Raw genomic sequence first — 19,439 nt, forward strand, 5'->3', positions numbered from 1 at the left:
AAAAGAAAAACAATGGGATTACACAAAAAGTTGGACAAACAAAACAAGGAGAGGTATGAGAGAATTATTAGAAAGAATAAACAACAGTGAAGCGGATGAATTCTTAGTGGAGAGTAACGAGGGATTGTTGATCCCTGACGCCATTTTCATACGTCATGCAGGTTCTTTGCTCAAGGTTAGATACTCTGATATCCTTTGGCTCAAAGGAGATGGTAACTATACTACGCTGGTCAGTAAAACGGGAGTCTATTCCGTACGAAATATTCTGAAGGACTTTGAGACCGCATTGCCGAGCAAGGAGTTTCTTAGAATTCACAAAAGCTATATCGTTCGGATCGAAGAGATCGAAGCGATTAATGTAAAGGAAGTGAAAGTCCAAAAGGACTTGGTTCCGGTGGGACGTACATATTACGCCAATTTGATCAATGGAATCCAGAAGCTAAGTTCTGGTAATGATTAATCTTTAAGCCAAAGAAGACTGCTATCACCATAACTCAGAAAACGGTAGTCATTCTCTAAGGCCTCTTGATAGACTTTTTTCCAATCGTCTCCAAGGATTGTGGCGATCAAGAGGATGAGTGTGGAGCCCGGCTGGTGAAAGTTTGTAATCAGTCCATTTACTACCTGATAGTCATATCCAGGGAAAATAAATATCTCAGTACTACCCAAAAGAGTTTCCAATCCCTTTTCATCCATCAATCTGATGATTCGATCAAAGGACTCAGCTGGGCTGGGTAATACCTCTCGATGCTCATAAGGGAATAACTTTTCTATTTGGAGTTCCTCACCCTTACCTTCCAATAATTTAACCCCATACCAATAAAGGCTCTCTAAGGTTCGAACAGAGGTCGTTCCAACGGCAATGATTTTCCCCAGACTTTGCCGCACGTTGATCAAGGTTTCCTTGTTGACCAAAATTTGCTCACTATGCATGGGGTGTTCTTGAACCTTGTCCACTTTGATTGGTTGAAAGGTCCCCGCACTTACATGGAGCGTGACCTGGGTTTTTTTAATACCCTTTTGCGCTAGCGCCTCAAAAACCTCCTCGGTGAAATGCAGTCCTGCAGTGGGAGCAGCGACAGCTCCCTCTTTTTGAGAATAAATCGTCTGATATCTCGCCTTGTCATCTTCATTCGGTTTGCGATTGAGGTATGGGGGAAGCGGTACTTCACCACTCGCCTCAACGAGATCTACGAATGAATATTCTGGATTTGACCAGCTGAATTCTACCCATTTTTTGTCTCGATCGACCAATTTAGCGTTGAGCGCAATGCTGACATGATCGATTTGGAGCTCACCGCTTAAAATTTCATCATCCTTCCACTTTTTGGCATTTCCGATCATTGTTTCAAAAGTCACCGGATCCTTTGATAGCATCACTTCTGGAATTACCGTGCTTGGTAAAACTGGCTTCAAAAGAAATATTTCAATTTTGGCTCCTGTGGCCCGCTGAAAAATCAACCGAGCGGGAATCACTTTGGTATCATTGTACACCAAAAGGCTTCCAGAAGGTATTAATTCAGGAAGATTATAAAATTGGAAATGATCGATCTTTCCGGATTTATAGTGCAGCAGCTTCGAATGATCCCGCTTTTCTAGAGGGTATTTGGCGATTCTGCTATCAGGGAGTGTATATTCGTAATCTTTAAGATCGATTTGGGGGATTTTGAACATCTGCGTCATAAATTCGGAGTGCAAATATATTCTCCATGTCCCTTTCTGCCTAGTAACCCTTTGATTTCATGAGCTCAAGCCAGAGAATTAGCTTTTCATTCATCAAACGAACCTTGAATTTTACATTTGATGCTGGTACCTCGCGAGGTGTCCTTCGTCAGCGAGATGTTTATTGGATCAAGGCCGAATCAGAGTGCGGGACAAGAGTGGGGTGGGGTGAGGCTGCACCATTGATTCACTTAAGTCTTGATTTTTTATCTGATTTTCAGGAGGTTTTAGATCAGGTGTTAAATCAATCAAGCAATGAAAGTTGGAGCTTGAAACCCAATGAATTTTTGACTCAAGTACGTGATTTGGTTCCTTTTCATTTGCCCAGTATCCGTTTTGGCTTGGAATCTGCCTTACTGGATCTCCATTTTGGGGGAGTGAAAAAGTACTTCGAAAATGGGTTTTACGATAGTAATGAATCCATTCCTATCAATGGATTGATTTGGATGGGGGAAAAGGAAATGATGCTTCGTCAAATAGATCAGAAGTTGTCGGAAGGTTTTAGCTGTATCAAAATGAAAATCGGAGCCATTGACTTTGACCAAGAGCTCGAACTACTGGGTTATATCCGACAAAAATTTGATAAAGATGAGATTACGCTTCGTGTAGATGCCAATGGAGCTTTTTCTGCAAAAGATGCTCCACACAAACTCCAGCAATTAGCGGATTTGGACATTCATAGTATTGAGCAGCCCATTGCCGCTGGTCAAATTAGGGAAATGAAGGAATTGTGTAAGATTACTCCCTTGCCAATAGCCTTGGATGAGGAGTTGATCGGAGTAGAGGAGAAAGCGACACTATTGGATGAAATTCAACCTCAGCATATTATTCTGAAACCTACGCTGGTAGGAGGCATTTTGGAAACTCAAGCTTGGATAGAAGCGGCTGAGGAAAGAGGGATCGGTTGGTGGATGACGTCTGCTTTGGAGAGCAATATTGGGCTGAATGTCATCTCTCAGCTAGCCTCTACTTATGATCCAGTAATTCCACAAGGACTGGGAACAGGTAAATTATACCATAACAATCTGCTTTCACCGCTGACTATTGCAGAGGGCAAAATTAAATACAACGCACAGGTGGAATGGGAAAGCGTAAGCTAAAACTAGTTCAACCCAAAGAGATAAATCGGACTATTCAATTCAATTTTGAAAGTTGTGGGCTCAAGAAGACCAGTCTCTACATTCCGCTCAAAAACCACAACATCATTGCTAGCTTGGTGCGCAGACAGCAAATATTTACCATCTGAGGTCAAATTAAAGTTTCTTGGCATGATGCCACCTGAGGAGATCTGTTGGATACGCTGATACTGCCCAGTTTCATTTTTTGTGAAAACAGAAAGGGTGTTAGCATCGCCTCGATTCGAGGCATAGACGAATTTTCCGTCAGGTGAGTATCTCACTTCTGCAGCGCCAATAGCACCTTCGAAATCTTCATCCAGCAAATCAAGTCTTTGCGTCAAATCCAGAGTTCCCGCCGAATAACTATACACATTCAGCTTTCCTGTCAATTCTTGCAAAACGATTACTTCCTCGCCATTGGGAGAAAAAACACTGTGTCTTGGTCCATCTCCAGGCTCCATTTTTATGATTTCTTTTAGACTCAAGGGTTCTGGTGTGTCCCTGTCAAATCTATAAACTCGGACTTCATCAGTTCCTAAATCTGCTGCGAGCAGATATTTTCCTTCTCGATCAAACACGGTGCTGTGTACATGGGGAGCTTCTTGACGACTGGTATTCACACTGCTTCCTTCATGTTCAAGGGTTTGGACATGTTGCAAAACTCCAGTGTCCGTAATGCTATAGATAGTAAGATTTCCTCCGGAGTAATTGCCTGCCACGAGATAATCTTCATTTGGAGATAAGGCTAGATAACACGGAGCACCACCAAAAGTATTGGCCTTGCTAATGGGCGTGAGACGGCCATCACCATTTTGACTATAGTTCATCACTCGTCCACCATTTTCAATGGCTATTTCCTCTAGGGTAAAAACCATGTCATTGGTTTTGTTGGCGATTACGAATGACGGGTTTTGGATAGAATCAATTAGAACAGTGGTTTTGAGTCCAAAGGAGTTGGGAGAAAACTCTAGAAGATACACCCCATGGGAAGGGTTTTCTGTGTATGAACCTACTAAGAAAGAGTAGGTCTTTTGTTCAGTAGATTGAGTCATTTCTTGGGGAGGATTACCACAGCTTTGGGCGAAAAGCCCCACAGCAAAAAGGAAGGGTACAATTTTCTTCATCGTTAAAATTACGGCATTGGTAGCTAAATTTCATCATTTGATGGCTCTTTCTATTTTTTTAACAAATAAGAATAAAAGCAAATAACTTCTTGCCAAATTCTCAAGTATATCCCGATTTTCCCTAAAAAATTGTAATTTCAAGAAGTCTTGAAAACAAGTCAAAATGAATAAAATATACGATACCGAAGTCGCAAAACGATTTACAATTTACAATAGCCTTTTCCTAGACTTGCCATTTGATGACATTTATAGAACGGGCACATTACTTCCGATTCTTGGCACCCACTGTCAGGAAGGATTTGAAAAAAATTTCTCTCCTCGAGAAATAATCACACACTTTTTTGAAGAATTGATGCCGAATCGGACTTCGGAAGAACGGCAGCAGCTGCTTTTTCAGATGATTCAATATGTAGAGCGTCAAGTGGTTCTTTTTGACTCCATAGAAGACTCGGCTTATGAAAAAATAAATGATCTGAACGGGAAGGGGTCGATCAAGGCATTGGTGGCCCGAGTGGAAAATGATCGTAAAAAAGCAGAGTTGATAGAAAAACTGAAGACCTTTTCTGTTCGCTTGACCTTGACAGCTCACCCCACGCAATTTTATCCTGGGAATGTCTTGAGTATCATTACAGATTTGGAACAGGCGATCCGAAAGGATGATCTTGGTAATATCAATCTCTTACTTCAGCAGCTTGGAAAGACTCCTTTTATAAACCGAACGAAACCATCACCCTACAGAGAGGCTGTCAGTTTGATCTGGTATCTGGAGAATGTCTTTTATCAAAGTATCTCCGATATCATGGCACGTTTGCTTTATTCATTGGATCAGCCCCTGCATGAGTGGGAAAACCCTGGACTATTTAAGATTGGGTTTTGGCCGGGAGGAGATCGAGATGGAAATCCCTTCGTAACCCATGAAACAACCATTCAAGTTGCTGAAAGACTGAAAAAATGGGTGTTGAGATGCTACTACCGTGATCTGAGAGTGCTTCGCAGAAGACTGACTTTTCAGCATGTAGAGGAGATTATGATTCGAGTAGAGACGGGTATTTATAACACGCTGTTTGAAGGGATTGAGGTATACAAGTCTAAGGAAGAGGTACTCGAAGAACTCTTCATGGCAAGAAAGGTGCTGGTAGAACATCACAATGGTCTTTTCTTGGAAGTTTTGGACCAGTTTATTCTGAAAGTGAAAATCTTTGGGTTCCATTTTGCATACATGGACATGCGACAGGATAGCCGGAAGCATGATGCCCTTTGGGATGAGGCTTTTGATATTTTGGGTAAGAAATGGGGGAATTCCGAAGAGGAGCAAATTGAGCAAATTTTTGCAGTGAGCAAGCTTCCAGAGATTTCTGATTTCAAAGATGAATTCCATCAGGAAATGCTCAAATCCATCCAGAGTATTGCAACGGTACAGCAAGGGAATGGCGAGGATGTTTTGAACCGCTACATCATCTCCAATAGTCAATCTGCTAAACATATTTTAGAAGTATTTCAGCTCAATCAATTATTGCTTGCGAGTGATCAGGGGGATTTGTCTTTGGATATCGTTCCACTTTTTGAAACAATCGATGACTTATCTGCAGCACCTGATATTATGCGATTCTTGTATCAATTTGAGCCATATCGCCAGCATCTGGCGAAAAGAGGAGATAAGCAGACGATTATGCTTGGTTTCTCTGATGGCACAAAGGATGGGGGGTATCTGACTGCAAACTGGTCTATTCTCAAAGCAAAAGAAGAGCTTACCAAGGCTTCGCAGGAAAATGGAATTACTGTAGTCTTTTTCGATGGTAGAGGAGGACCACCAGCTCGAGGTGGTGGGAATATGCATAATTTCTATGCTTCGATGGGCAAAAAGGTGGAAAATGCAGAAATCCAAGTGACCATCCAGGGCCAGACAATATCAGCAAATTACGGTAAGCGAGTTTCTTGTACCTATAATTTCGAGCAACTTTTAAGTGCCGGAATGGAAAACCACCTCTATTCTGACGAGGAGCGCAATCTCAATAATGAGCAAAGGAAGCTGATTCAGGAGCTAGCCGATGAGGCGTATGAATCGTATAAAGATTTTAAGAATGATCCGAAATTTGTTCCCTATTTGGAGCACGTTACTCCATTGAAATATTTTGGGTTGACCAATATCGGGTCTAGACCACTCAAGCGTGGGAAAGGCGAGGGATTGAAGTTTGAAGATTTGCGGGCGATTCCATTTGTGGGTTCTTGGGCTCAAATGAAACAAAATATCCCCGGATTTTATGGGGTTGGAAAGGCCATTGATAGATTAGATGAGCAAGGTAGGATTCGAGAGGTTAAAGATCTGTATGATCAAAGTCTTTTCTTTAGAGCCTTACTTGGTAATTCTATGCAATCCTTAAAAAAGTGCTTTTATCCAGCCACGGCTTATTTGAAGGATAATGAGGAGTATGGACAATTTTGGGAGAAAATGTATAAAGAGTATACGCTTTCCCTAGAAAAGCTTGCTGAGGTTTCTGGACAAGGAGAGCTGATGGAAGACAATCCTGTTAGCAGTGCTTCTATTGAAATTCGTGAGCGAATCGTACTTCCATTGATCACCATTCAGCAGTACGCCATTCAATCCATGCTTGAATCAGGTAAGCCTGACAAAATCATGCAGCGGTTGATACTGCGAAGTATGTTTGGGATTATCAATGCGGCAAGAAATGCAGCGTAACAAAAAAGGCCATCAATTTGATGGCCTTTTTTGGTATGGGATAATTTTATATTAGTCTTTAGAAATCAGACCATCTTTGATCAATTGGCCTACAACCAGTTGAGAAAATGTAGACGAGAATGCTTCTATTGAAGAAGGGTTTGTAGTTTCCGACTGAGCAGACCACACTAGTTCTTCCGTCTGTACATCGTAAAGGTTCATTTCAATGTAGTAGTTCTTGTCAGTGGTATAGTATCCCGGATCGTACATAACAGGGTTGTAATACGAATAATATCCGTAGAATCGGCCATAGTATCCGCCATATCCCATAGGAGAGTACATGGTGGTGCCAGGTACATATCTAGTTTCTGACGTCTGATCGAGTAACGCTACCGTAAGGATGGCATCAGATCCTGTTGCCTTGATCTCTTCTAATATTCTATCCTTGTCACTCGCCTGAGCTTTGTATCCTGGAGCAATGATATCGAATGAGCTAATTGCTTCGATTTTCTTTTGTTCAAGGAGATTATCAATGTCTGTTTCGATGGTATTTCTAGCCACAATATTATCTGTAATAGCAGTGACGAAAATACTGTTGTATCCTTCAGTAGGTGTGTTTGGACCAGTCCAAGAACCAAGGATTTTTGTACTTGGAGAACAAGAAGCTACGGCAAAACAAATGATTGCCACGAGCATTAAATTGATTTTTTTCATATAAGTGTATTAGTAATTAGTTGTCTATTTGGTCGAAAAGCTCTGACACAGCTTCCTGAGCAGCTCTTTGCTTTTTATCGGTTTTCTTCGGAACGACTCTAGAAGCAGTACCTGCCCAAACTACCTTATTTGACATGCCTTCGACAAGGTGCATGGTAAGTGTACCTTCTTTGTAAGTATTGACTGGTACTTCTCTACTCTCCCAAGTATAGTTGCGCTGGCCACTGTACATAAAAGGATCTGTGGCAAGGTTTGTTGTTCTGGTTTGAACCTTGTCTTCCACCACTATACCTAAATTTATTTTTATGTCAGGAGATGAGGAATCTTGCTTCAGACCTCTTTCGGTCATTTGTCTATTGATTTCCTCTTTAAGAAATTCAAGATTTGCGTCGTAGTCGGCGAGCTTTTCATCCGGTCCATCAACAGTGAAAAAATCGAATGACTGATATGCAGAAAGATCAAAATCTGCAAATTCATCGCTTAAGGTGCTCGTGGAGCTGCAGCTCGTCAGAATCATCAGCAAGAGAGCTCCAATAATTATCTGATACTGTCTCATTCTATGGTGTCTTTTTTTAATTAAACGTTGTGAAATTAATCAAAAAACAGTTGTGAAATTAATCAAAAAACAATGAAGTGAAAATTATCAGATAGGGTTGGTTCTAAATAGAATGAAGTATTCTTAAATAGTAAATTCAATTCTCCATCTATTTCAATTAATTCAAGAAATTGGTTTTAGACTTCATTAAAGATAATGCCAATAGGGGAAAAAAAATGAGCCAATTAGCTGGAGTAATATTTACTCTTGCCTCTTGGCTCATTTTAATTCTTAAAATAGGATTAGTTGCTAAATACTATTCCAAAGTTCAATCCTAGATTGGACTGACCTGCAAGTCCGTTCGTTTCAAATGACTGAAAGTATTTTGCTCCAAATCTAAAGCCTACACCTTCCGACGCTTGATATAGCAATCCGAATTCTGGGCGAAGGGCAAATTGCCAATACGTGTTTTGGGATGTGAAAATACCCATGTCGATTTGGCGATCATGAGCGACTGTACCCAGACCTAGACCAAAATAGGGTCTGAGTGCCTCGCCAGTCATCACGTAGTAGTTAGCAGTGATCATAATAGGCCAGTTGTACTGATATCTATATTGCACACCAGATAGAGAGGCGGTTCCTTCGGTGTACACTTGATTTGCTTCCTTTTTATACAATGTGGTATGACCAACTTCTCCTCCTATAGCCCAATATTTATTGACAAATTTCTGATATTCCAAGACAAAGCCCCGACCACTAATTTGATCGATGTAGTCATTGGTATTTCCTAGTGGGACAGTCACGGCGTAATTCATTGAAAACAAAGAATTTTGTGCCAAGCTTGCATTTGACACGGTCATGCAAATAATTGCGAGAATAATTATGTGTTTTTTCATGATTTACTTGGCTAGATAAGGTGACTGTTCGAATGCTTGATCAATCGTCTGAGTGATTCGGGTACTAATGGTATTGACATTCCCCTCAAAAAGCCCATTCACGATTCCTGTCCATACTACTGGAATCTTATCCGTTGCAGATTGGTTCTTTGGATCAGTCATTTGAATAAACATAGACCCGGTACGAATTCTTGTCACCGTAGGAGGGAAGTATCCCGGATATCCCCAACCCCAGCCAGGAATCCATCCTGGATAATACCAGTTCCAATACCACCAGTCATAATAGAAGTAAAGCTGATCTGTCTGCATTGCAGAAGGCAAAATGATCAAATCTGGATTTGCGCTTTCATCTACTTCAGTGTACCCATAGTTTCGCATATTTGACTTAATAGTCTCCAGAATTGCATTTGCATATATAGGATCTACAAATTCAGGTTCCCATCCAGGCTCATTTGGAGCATCCTCCTGATCGATTTTGATTACCTCATCAGGAATGGAAAATGTTCCCTTGGACTCAAATGCGAAATTTGGGTCATAATTGGTATAGACGATATCTAGTTCGTCTACATATTCTGCACCGTCTGGAGTACAAGCCGTAAAGACCAGTAGCGCCAAACTGGCAAGTATAAGTTGGTTTATTCTTTTCATTTTTATTAGTTAATTAAATTCGTCAATAAATGGTAGCTCTTGTTGCAAGGCGTTTCGAATGGTATTATGAATGTAAATATCGATTTGTAAAAACTTTGCTGCATCTATAGCTGAAGTCACTTTCTTGAATTTCTTGTAGTACTTGGCGTGAAGTTTACTCAAGGCTACATCATTTTTCAATGAACGTCCTGCAAATTCATCTGCCTTTTCATTGTCAATCGACTCATAGGCATTCAGATAGTCATTGATAAGCTTGATACGGTCTCTAGAAAGAGCTTGTCTTTCATTCTCATATTCTTGATAGACATTCCAAAAACCAGGAGACACGCTTTCTGGAAGGTCCATGTATGCATCTACGATCATTTTCTTATCCATACCAAAGGCACTCTGGATCAATGTGATCTCATCATCGACGGTGTCTTGTGCCAATGATATTCCAATGGACATCAAAAGGCACATGCCTAGTGTGATTATTTTTTTCATAATAAGTACTATTAAAGGTTATTTGTAATGTAAATTTAAATGAATCTTACCGTTTTGGGTTTAAAAAAAGAGGATAATCGAAAAGATTCAAAGGTTTTTGTCGGTTCACCAATGGAATTAAAAGGTCTCGTTAATATTTAAGTAAAATCCAGAGTTTCCTTTTTGCCCAAAAGCATAATCAGCCGAAATTGTAGTTCGATTTTTTTCATTGATCATTACTCGAAACCCGACCCCATAGCCAGGATTGATTTTACCTAAAAGCTTCTCGTTGTCTATTCGACTTGAAAAACTGGCCGCATTGACGAAAACAGTACCTCCAAAAGTGTTCTTATTTCTCTGAAGGGGGAAACGGTATTCGGCTTCGGTGTAAAGTGCCGATTCTCCACGAAATCTTCCTTGCGCATATCCTCTCCCTGATCTCCCAAACATATCGTATCCTATGGAAGGTAGCGCCATGTAAGGTAGGTTTCCTGAAACCAAGAAATTGCCATAGCCCCAAACACCTATCAAGTGTCTTTTACGCTGTTTATTGAGAGGGAAATAGTGTCTATAGTCTAGCAAAAGGCTGGATGAGGATTGATCAGATCCAAGAAACGAAGGATTGATCTTGTAGCTGATCAGAGCGAAATTCTTTTCATAGGGCGAAACGGCAACATCCCTATTTTCCATCACTGCGTTTAAAGTAATTCCTGAAATGGTGTAGCGCTCAGTATCAAACCCGAGTTGGTCATTGTAGAAATCATGTGAAAAACGGATTTCGGAAGGGAGTTCTTCTTCTACAAAGTTTTCAATCTTCGAATAGACGTCCAAATGATATCCAACACCCAAATAGAATTTGGATGTACCAACTCTCTTTAAAACTGTCTCATAGAATCGAATCCAAGAGAAATCCATCTGCTGCTCACCCCAATATACTCCAGGCTGATTCGGGCTTTCTGTGGGATCATTCGGTGTACTACTTCCCAAACCGAAAGTGGGCTGTGAGGTGATAAAATATCTCCAGTCCCCAACTAAAATCCATTCATCTTCATTTAAGAAAATGTTACTTCTTGAACTGATTAACCATTGCTTTTTGGTGGTATAAAGGATATTGCCTACTAGATTAGAAAGTTTGGTGGTGGCTGGATCACCCATTCTCCAAGTAGCCGACGGAGCCACTCCAAAAAGCCACCCGTTCGCTGGATTGGATCCAATCGCAGGTAATGGAACGAGTTTGAAATCATTGAATTTATTTGCTCGATAGGAGGTATCACCTTGACCATAAGCAGTTGTCGCCAGAAGAAAAATTGCTAAAGCAAAAAACAGGTTTTTCATGTTGTCAATGGTTTTATTATTTAACCACCTATTTGTCAAAGCTAGGGAAATTAGGCGTTATGAAACAAAAAAGTCGATATCTACTGCGATATCGACTTTTTAATGCTTTTGGAATTGCTTATTTTCCTTGAGGGATTCTGAATACTAGCCCTCCTTCAAAAGCAAATTGATACATACTAGAGTAGCTGCTCAATCCAGCACCAGCTCCACCAGTACCGAAGTAAAAACCACCTCCAACAGATTGTACAGCAGACATTAGGGAGGCTTGCACACGTAGCGCTACATTATCCGCAAGCCAAAAATTACTTCCCCCTCTGAAATTCCAAGCAAGCTTTGTCGCACTGCTGCTTCGTCCATTGTCGGGATTGTCCAGACCAAATATAGCCATACCTATTCCCCCTCCCGCAAATGGTTCGACAACCTCATTTACCGGGAAATATTTGGTACCATTTACAAAAATCCAATTAATCGCTAAATCAAAATCAGTAAACTGGATTTCACCATTTAGGATTCCACCATCACGGTAAGTAGTAGGAGCATTGGTATTTTGTCTTAGGTACTGTAGTTCTATGGCTCCTCTTTGCGGAATATGAAATTCAAGTCCCGCACCCCATCTGAAGCCGTCTTGAATGGTTCCGTCATAATAGGAGCTATTTGAAAAATAAGAATCCACCCGATCTTTGAAGACATAGCCAGCATAAGTGTTTAGTCTTATTTCTTGTCCAAAAGTGACTTGGGCAGCCAATAATAAAACTAGAGAAAGTAATATCTTTTTCATTTGTAGTTATTTAAGAATAGTCAAATATAAGGGATTGAATTAATGTATGATTATTCTGATAAGAAGCTATCGCCTAATTTGATAGAATTATGACACTATTATTTGGTGCTTCTAAATCCAGGAAATCTCCAATTCAGATTGAGTAAGAATTGACTTCTCTTTCCAAAAACACCCATTTCAGAGCGTAGCATCCAGTTTTTATTAAACTGATACTGGGCTCCGAAGATGAGATTGAAAGGTGCTGCAACCTCTTTTTGGATGGTATAGTCAATCTGACTATCGGTCGGAATGTTACCGGCTGCTTTCTCAAGTTCAGCAATAATCTGCTTGGCAATGATACGTTGTGCTGGAGGCAAACCATCTGCCCAGTTATTGAGGGCATCTATGGTATTCCCACTTCCAAACCCTGGAAATACATCAGTGATACCAATACTTCCTTTTGTGTCATTATTGATTTGTTGGTAAAAAGTACCTGCCCAAATCTGTAACCCTCTCTCTGGATTTTTATAATCTGGAAAACTTAATCCAACTCTCAGGCTACTATTGAATGCAGGAACGGGTTCTACGACTACTTCAACATCTGCAAAATTGTAATTATTATCCCAAGCCACCCATACTGGACCTACACCCCCGGTGAGTGTGGCTCCTAAGCCAAAACTTGATACACTGAAGTTTTGACTAGTTTCAAACCCCACTGGACTTACTAGTGAGACATCCGTCTGGGTGGTGCCACCGCCCAAAATACCATACAAGTTTAGAAAGGGGAGAACCCAAACATCAGGGCGAACCGTGTAAGCATTGGTTGTGGCTATGGTGGGGCCGAATCCAATGACATTACTAAAGTCAATCTGCTCACTGCCGTTAAATCCAATGCGAGTTTCAGTAATATTGATTTGCTGTGTTTGAGTGAAATATATAGCGCTTAATCCATAAGCGTAAGGTAGATCATATCCTTGTTTGTAAGCTCCTTTACCCAGAATGGGTAACGCAAACGGATAGTCGTAATTTCTAAGACTATCGAAATAGTCGTCGTAAGTCTCATTAAATACTTTTTGAGCTCCCTGACTATAAGCATTCTCGAGACTGAAAGAGAAAAATAAAAAAGAGAGAATAAATGGAAGATAATTGTACTTTATCATGATTGGTCTAGAAACAAAAACGTGATCAAATCCTTAACCTGATCACGTTTTATAGGTTCAAGCTAATTTTAGTTTTTGGGATAAATTGTGGCCCAATCGGACTTCATGTCAACAACAGTCCATCCATTGGCTGCTGCTTCGTCAAGACCCTTATTTAGTCTTCCTATTGGCGACTCGCGATCGTAGGCCCATTCGCGATCTCCATCTGTGTGATGGATATAAACCTGAAGCGATTTGCCGGAGGTGCCGAAAGAATACTGAAGCATAGCTAGGTCGCCATCTGAGTTCCCAAATGCAGCATTTGGTCGTTTGCCGATGTGCTGATGAATAGCAACTGGCTTTCCTTCTTTATCGTCGATAAAGTTTAATCCATCAGTTTTGATGACTTGTCCCTTGCCATCAACTAATTCGAATTTTGCTTTTAATGAACTTCCAATTACCTGTTCAGAGGGTATACCATAAACCTCTTTAGTCCATGGGCGCATAAAGTCAATACCACCACCAGACACAATAAAGGTCTTGAAGTCATGGGCTCTAAAGTATTCAAGTACTTCCAGCATGGGTTGAAAAACCATTTCCTTGTACAGCAAATTGGTTTTGGGATGTCGGGCGGTATTGATCCAATCCGTAACTTCTTTAGCAAAATCCTCTTCACTAATTCCTGAATGGGTCGCCATAACTATCTTCAAAAGTCCTTCCTCACCAAAAGACATAAGTTTTTCAATATCACCCATTGCTGCGGCATTCATTAACTCATCATCCCTCCATTCTGGATGATCTGCCGCCATGGATTTAACTCGGTCGATTGCAAATTGTAATTGAAAATAATATGGCTGCTCAGACCAAAGAGTCCCGTCATTGTCAAAAGTGGCTATTCTATCTTCGGGCGCTACAAAATCCGGACTTCCTGGAGTAGTGGTCGCCTTTACAAAATCAATAATGGATTGTTTGTTTGGCCCTTCATTCCATGAAACTAAATACTCAATCTGTGGCTCTGAAACGTCTTTAACTTCTTCCGGAGCGGAGCAAGCCACAGCTAGTAAAAGTATCCCCAACCAAATTTTCTGAATGAATTGTTTTCCCATTTTGTCTATTGCTTTGTGTTAGTCATTAGCCGAATTTCTACTTTCCGGTCTTTATCAGTAGATCCTTTTTTTGTTCCCCTGAGTATTAAACCACCTGCTTCGATCTGGATTCTATCTTTTGCGATTCCATACTGAGATTCAAGTAAGTCGGCCACAAATTTGACTCGATCTTCTGAAATCTTCAAATTATATGCGATACTTCCAGTATTATCAGCAAAGCCAATGAGCTCTACGTCTGTATTTGGATTTTCATTAAGGTAAGCAGCAACTTGATCAAGCTTGGCAGCTTCTTCGGAAGTAAGAGTGCGTGCATTAATGTCAAAATAAACTTCCACTTTACTGCTATTCAGAAGCATAGTTGTTGTTTTTTCGATCTGCACCGTATCGACTTGCGGAGGTACCCGTCTCAAGCTATCGATGAGTAAGGAATCGCTCGCTATTCGAGCAAGAAGTAAGGAATCAGGTTGTACATAAATACTATCTATTCGTACTTCATCCTTCCCACCACTGGTAATGGCTGCCGTGGCAGCTGCTGTTCCTCCAACGAGCAATGCATCCTTCAGAAGTTCATTGTTTTTCTTTTCTATTTTTTCTTGTTGTTTGTTTGCACGCTCTTCAGCTTTCCTCGCTTTCTCGTTGTTTTTCTGAATTTTTTTGGCGGTCTTATCATCCAGTGCTTCCTGGTTGATAATTATTTCTTGGGGCTCGGTATCTTCCTCGGAGTCTTCTTGAGCTCTGGTTTGACGGGCTTCTGCAGGAGGAGTTGATTCATATTTTTGGGCGAAGGCCATCATCATAGCTGAATCTCTTGTGGCTTGAGCTTGAAGCATTTCGCTCCTAAATTTCTCCATTTGTTCGTCAAACTCTTCTCTGCTCATGGTTTGGGAAGAAGTAGTCGCTGATGTCTGAGTCATACTGGAGTCCGTTAATACTCGAGTGGTTTGGCTATTGCCATATTCTATTCGAGTCACCTGGCCTGGATACAATAGAATTTGATTGAAATCAAGAGAATCAGGAGCAGCCTTTGGCTGAGAATCCATAACTAATAGTGAGTTCAAAGAATCCAGTTTAAAGGTATTTACCTGCTTGCTGGAATCTATGCTTGAAAGTTGAGTTTGCATAGAAATCTCTTGCTCACTTAAGCTTTGTAGTCTAGCTTCTCTCACTGCCTCCGAAGTGGTAGAGTCAGTCATCGCCAAACCTTTTACCTGATCCAATTCGCTCATCTCGAATTGCAAGGATTCTAAAGATTCTTGGATTTCTGCTGAGTCTCTTCTTGCAAATTCGATTTCTTCCAAAACGGCAAACCTGTCAATGGAATCAAGACTTATAGATAAACTATCCGCGGCTTGATATCTTCGCTTTTCAGGAAGTTGAATCACAGTAATGTAGTTGGTTTGCCCTTGGCTTGGACTTAGTTCTTGTCTTGCCTCTCTGGCGGCTTCTTCCCTTAACTGTTGTAAATCAAGTGAGGATGGTTCGAATGTATACCGTTGTGTAATCACAGGTGGTACAAAAGATTTTTTATTCGCACCGAAGCTGAATTTGATTCCCATACCATGATAGATATACCAATCCGGATTTCGATTATCGAAGCCTCGATTTCTGTTTTCTGGAGTGACAAGGTTCGTACCTGGTTTAGCAGCGTATTGCTGAAAATCATTGTCATAGACCGTTCTGTACTCTCCAGCAACGTCGTCTAGATAGTCTGTTGCTGCTCGTTTAAAATCGCTCTGCGCGAAAATTTCAAGTGATTTGGTGATTCTAAAACGAACTCCGAGACCCAAATTGGCATAAAATGTAGTGTTTCGGTAGCCGTTAGAAGTTTCTGTACCGAGGTCATTTAGCTGTGTCTCAAAGGTGCCATCAGGAATGGTAGCAGGATTAGTGTAATCGTAGCGATTTCCATCGGCATCAAGTAAGTCTCCGTAAACTGCGAAAGTCTGAACGCCAAATCCTAAAGTGAAATAGGGAGCTATGAAGGACTTTCCTGAGAGAATCCAATCATTATCAGGTTTAAATACGAATGATAAGCCCGCGTCGTACAAATCCGTCTGGAAATTAAGTGCACGATCAAAGTTCAAACCTTCAGTCAAAAGTGTCCCATCATTTTGAACGAATCGATCTCCAGCCCCGAACTGATAGGTCCCAGCCGAAAGCATTAAACCCACCGAATTGCCAAGCGCATACTCTAGAGATACTTGGTAGGAGAGTTGCTCAGAATAGGTGTCATATCGCTTGTAGAGCCTAGTGAAATTTTCGAAATCGTTCAATTTCAATGGCCTAATATCTCCTAGATAGTTTGTCACTCCGCCGCTTAGGCCAAAGCGAAACTTATTGCCATGTAGCTGAGCATGTGCTATGCTTACTACGAGAAAGGACAGAAGTAAAAGGGATAGTCGTTTCATATTACTTCTTTTTACCTATTCCCAACCAAAGATTAAACTCCGCACTCACACCGATGAAAGGATTGAATGAGTTTTGGTTTGTTCCATTCAGTTGCTCTGTAGTAATAAATGTACCACCGGCATTCAATCGGATAAATCGGAAAAAATTATAGCCAAGTCCCACGTAAATCGGGCGATCTATTACGGGTCCCGAAATGCGCTCTCCAAGGCTATTTTCCATCTTTCCACTGAGAAATACTCCAGTGGAAAGAGAAAGATTATTCATGAATTTGTTGAATGCTCGATTACCTAATGGAAAAGAAACTCCCACGTATGGGCTAGCCACAAACTCCTGTTCTTGCAAGTTCTTGCTTAAGGAAATCGCACCATAACCTGCATTGAGCGGAATTACATTTGGTTTATTCTCTGATCGGTAGCTCTTGAATATTTTTTCATCTACCATTACAAGCATGTTTGGAGAAAAATATTGTTTGAGTTCTGAGCCGATGATGGCATATACTTCATCGAGGTATGTCCTGGCATACACGGCACGAGCATTATCATTTTCACCTAAACCAGTCGCATTGTATTTCGCCTTACCCATTTTCAAGTTTTTGTGTTGCTCTAGTTTCGCTCGAGTAATGTCACTGAATCCGGGGAAAGGTTGACCATTTGGTAATTCAAAATAAAAAGTCCCGGACTCAACGATACTAGCCATTTGGGACATGATATTGGGAATGCTTTCTGAAAATTCCACACCTCCTTTTTTGATCGTCGTGATGGTAGAAAGGTAGGTTTCTAAATTTTGATAGACCAATTCAGCTACTTCACGAATTTGTTCTGGCCCAGCTTTTTGATAAAATCTAAATTCTAGTTCATAGTCGTCATTCGACCTCAACGGTTGTTCTACATTGATCTGGAAAGCTTCGTCTTTGTATCCAAAGGGAGATTTCCAAAAGTAGCTTGCCCCGGCCTTTTCTGATTTTTTAGATGGAAAAATGGTCAGCTTAACCATTTCAATTTTGTCAGGTACCGCACCAGTCACTGCAAATTGCTCTTCAGCCGGAATAGGCATCCCGCCATTCAATTCTCCATAGATCAGATTAAGATTGATCTTTTTTATTTGTCCAAATGCGGGACTTATGCAGAATGCCACAAAGACAAGAAGAAGGAGTAAATTTTTTTTCATATAGTATTGTTTTGATCCACACAGAGAAATGCGTTAGCTGAATTTAAAGATTTTTGATTACTAATTGAATTTTTTAAACCGAAATGAGTAGCCGATAAGTAGCCCGATGTTAGAGTATTTCGCCTGGGTAATAGTTAGCGCACCTTCCAAATCTGATGGCTGCCCATTCGAACTAAAGCTATTTTCCTGAATGTATGAACTAGTACCTCCAAAACTACCAACCAGTCCAAGAGTTAAACTGCTTCGATCTTTTTCAAAAACTGAACCCAGTGTAAAATGATAAATATCCCATTGGGTCAATTCTGTTGTGATTTGCTCTCCGAGAGTGGGGCCAGAGTCGTAGTAGGAAAAGTCGGTTCTAAAACTTCCAAGAAGTTTAAGCCCCGAGTTTAATCGTGTTTCATAGCCCAGTGCAAAATTGGTCACGGCCCGCATGGCGGTTTCTACATTCAGGAAATTTTCAGGGTTTAAATCATCACTTGCCAGAGAAGCAGGGCGAATAAAGTCACCTGGTTGGGCTTCTATAATCCTATAAGTGTCCACTCCTCCGAAATGTGTAATATTGAGGCTTATGATACTGTTATTGAATTGTTTATGACCTCCAATGCTAAGTTGAAATGGGGATTTGTAATTGGACTTAAGCTTTTCTTGTCTTGCCGAGCCAAAACCAGTAAGACGATCACCATCTTCGGAAAGCCTGAGATTCGTAATGGTAATATCTTCAGCAATTTCCCCATTTCCCATCCAATTGATCCCTGGACTCTGAACGGTGAGTGCTAGCCCGTAGCTAGCTTTTTGATAATTGAGTCCGGCTTTAATAGCTGAGCGTAGCGACCAATAATTCACGAATTCATTTTGGCTGCGAGAAATCAAAAATGGAGGATCCACGTTCGCAAAGGTCTTCGCGCTAAAGCGATAATTGTATTCTACATTCCTGAAGGTATTGATCAAGCTGAATCCAAAGCCAAAATTTGGATTGAGTCTTTTTCCCAAACCAAATACTACGCTCGTTTCCTGTACGCGCGTATTCAATCCAGATTCTGCAACCAAGTCTTCAAGTCCTGGGCTATCCTCTTCTTTGATAATGTCAATATTTTGGTCGATGCGGGCTAACCCATTAAACTTAAAACTTACTGGCGTAATCAGGGCGTAACTCAGGTTCCAATCCGATTTATTCCTTAATGTACCACTAATTAGAAGGGGAACGGTATTCAATTGAAGTCCTTGGAAATTTTGCTTTTGGCCAAGTGCGTTTTGGATTTCTATGTTTTCCAATCCATAAAGATTTGCATTGATCGAAAGTGAACTTGTGTCCAAAAAAGCCAAATTGGCTGGATTGTAATACACACCAGCATTATCCACAGTATCAGTCAAAACAGCCCCGCCAAGTAGCGCTGCACGGGTTCCAAATTGATTACTCCAGTGGTGAGTATCTTGACTCCACGCCACTTGGAAAAAAAACACCGACAGGCCAGCCAAAAGGATAATTTTATTCAAGCTGAAATTAAGGCGGATGATACCAAAAGAGCTTTTCATAAAGACAATTTAATTATTTATCCTCAGTCTGGATGACAGATCTTGGTATTTCAACATGGATGATTTGAGAGGATCAATGGATTTTGTGCAAGCC

Annotated in this window: 17 protein-coding genes; 3 read left to right on the plus strand and 14 right to left on the minus strand. The window is 40.8% G+C overall.

Annotated elements, in window-relative coordinates; translation table 11 throughout:
- Nucleotides 1-55 precede the first annotated feature (55 nt).
- Complete coding sequence (locus ACFOSV_RS11495) at nucleotides 56-460, plus strand: LytR/AlgR family response regulator transcription factor (protein WP_377906159.1); 405 nt, start codon at nucleotides 56-58, stop codon at nucleotides 458-460.
- On the opposite strand, the gene ACFOSV_RS11500 is transcribed toward ACFOSV_RS11495, so the two are convergent.
- Nucleotides 457-1,674, minus strand: coding sequence for an S-adenosylmethionine:tRNA ribosyltransferase-isomerase (locus ACFOSV_RS11500; protein WP_377906160.1), 1,218 nt, complete (start codon nucleotides 1,672-1,674; stop codon nucleotides 457-459). The two genes, ACFOSV_RS11495 and ACFOSV_RS11500, sit on opposite strands and share 4 nt — an antisense overlap.
- Nucleotides 1,675-1,742: 68 nt before the next feature.
- Between ACFOSV_RS11500 and menC the strand changes: the two genes are divergently transcribed.
- Entirely contained in the window at nucleotides 1,743-2,822 is a 1,080-nt protein-coding gene (gene menC / locus ACFOSV_RS11505; RefSeq protein ID WP_377906161.1) for an o-succinylbenzoate synthase, read from the plus strand.
- Nucleotides 2,823-2,824: 2 nt separating this feature from the next.
- Here menC and ACFOSV_RS11510 read toward each other — a convergent pair whose 3' ends face one another.
- Nucleotides 2,825-3,964: a lactonase family protein gene (locus ACFOSV_RS11510; RefSeq protein ID WP_377906162.1), complete on the minus strand. Its 1,140-nt coding sequence runs from the start codon at nucleotides 3,962-3,964 to the stop codon at nucleotides 2,825-2,827.
- A gap of 163 nt (nucleotides 3,965-4,127) precedes the next feature.
- Here ACFOSV_RS11510 and ACFOSV_RS11515 point away from each other — a divergent pair, with 163 nt between their 5' ends.
- A complete protein-coding gene (locus ACFOSV_RS11515; protein ID WP_377906163.1) occupies nucleotides 4,128-6,662 on the plus strand; it encodes a phosphoenolpyruvate carboxylase in 2,535 nt (844 codons plus the stop codon).
- Between the two features lie 51 nt (nucleotides 6,663-6,713).
- On the opposite strand, the gene ACFOSV_RS11520 is transcribed toward ACFOSV_RS11515, so the two are convergent.
- From ACFOSV_RS11520 to ACFOSV_RS11575, 12 genes are all read right to left on the minus strand, one after another.
- Nucleotides 6,714-7,355 carry a hypothetical protein gene (locus ACFOSV_RS11520; RefSeq protein WP_377906164.1) on the minus strand — a complete coding sequence of 214 codons (642 nt, stop codon included), beginning with the start codon at nucleotides 7,353-7,355 and terminating at the stop codon, nucleotides 6,714-6,716.
- A gap of 16 nt (nucleotides 7,356-7,371) precedes the next feature.
- Nucleotides 7,372-7,911, minus strand: a complete 540-nt coding sequence (locus tag ACFOSV_RS11525) for a DUF4136 domain-containing protein (RefSeq protein ID WP_377906165.1) — start codon at nucleotides 7,909-7,911, stop codon at nucleotides 7,372-7,374.
- Between the two features lie 281 nt (nucleotides 7,912-8,192).
- Nucleotides 8,193-8,786: an outer membrane beta-barrel protein gene (locus tag ACFOSV_RS11530; protein ID WP_377906166.1), complete on the minus strand. Its 594-nt coding sequence runs from the start codon at nucleotides 8,784-8,786 to the stop codon at nucleotides 8,193-8,195.
- 3 nt (nucleotides 8,787-8,789) lie between these two features.
- A complete protein-coding gene (locus ACFOSV_RS11535; RefSeq protein ID WP_377906167.1) occupies nucleotides 8,790-9,434 on the minus strand; it encodes a DUF4136 domain-containing protein in 645 nt (214 codons plus the stop codon).
- Nucleotides 9,435-9,443: 9 nt separating this feature from the next.
- Complete coding sequence (locus ACFOSV_RS11540; RefSeq protein ID WP_377906168.1) at nucleotides 9,444-9,917, minus strand: hypothetical protein; 474 nt, start codon at nucleotides 9,915-9,917, stop codon at nucleotides 9,444-9,446.
- Nucleotides 9,918-10,034: 117 nt separating this feature from the next.
- Nucleotides 10,035-11,231, minus strand: a complete 1,197-nt coding sequence (locus tag ACFOSV_RS11545; protein ID WP_377906169.1) for a BamA/TamA family outer membrane protein — start codon at nucleotides 11,229-11,231, stop codon at nucleotides 10,035-10,037.
- Nucleotides 11,232-11,349: 118 nt separating this feature from the next.
- Nucleotides 11,350-12,009: a porin family protein gene (locus ACFOSV_RS11550; protein ID WP_377906170.1), complete on the minus strand. Its 660-nt coding sequence runs from the start codon at nucleotides 12,007-12,009 to the stop codon at nucleotides 11,350-11,352.
- A gap of 98 nt (nucleotides 12,010-12,107) precedes the next feature.
- Nucleotides 12,108-13,148: a hypothetical protein gene (locus tag ACFOSV_RS11555; RefSeq protein WP_377906171.1), complete on the minus strand. Its 1,041-nt coding sequence runs from the start codon at nucleotides 13,146-13,148 to the stop codon at nucleotides 12,108-12,110.
- Nucleotides 13,149-13,216: 68 nt separating this feature from the next.
- Nucleotides 13,217-14,233, minus strand: a complete 1,017-nt coding sequence (locus tag ACFOSV_RS11560) for an HAD family hydrolase (RefSeq protein WP_377906172.1) — start codon at nucleotides 14,231-14,233, stop codon at nucleotides 13,217-13,219.
- Between the two features lie 5 nt (nucleotides 14,234-14,238).
- Nucleotides 14,239-16,641: an OmpA family protein gene (locus ACFOSV_RS11565; RefSeq protein WP_377906173.1), complete on the minus strand. Its 2,403-nt coding sequence runs from the start codon at nucleotides 16,639-16,641 to the stop codon at nucleotides 14,239-14,241.
- Between the two features lies 1 nt (nucleotide 16,642).
- A complete protein-coding gene (locus ACFOSV_RS11570; RefSeq protein WP_377906174.1) occupies nucleotides 16,643-17,809 on the minus strand; it encodes a hypothetical protein in 1,167 nt (388 codons plus the stop codon).
- Between the two features lie 60 nt (nucleotides 17,810-17,869).
- Complete coding sequence (locus tag ACFOSV_RS11575; RefSeq protein ID WP_377906175.1) at nucleotides 17,870-19,345, minus strand: hypothetical protein; 1,476 nt, start codon at nucleotides 19,343-19,345, stop codon at nucleotides 17,870-17,872.
- Nucleotides 19,346-19,439 lie beyond the last annotated feature (94 nt).

This window comes from Algoriphagus namhaensis (assembly GCF_042649705.1).
In the GTDB taxonomy this organism is placed as follows: Bacteria; Bacteroidota; Bacteroidia; order Cytophagales; family Cyclobacteriaceae; genus Algoriphagus; species Algoriphagus namhaensis.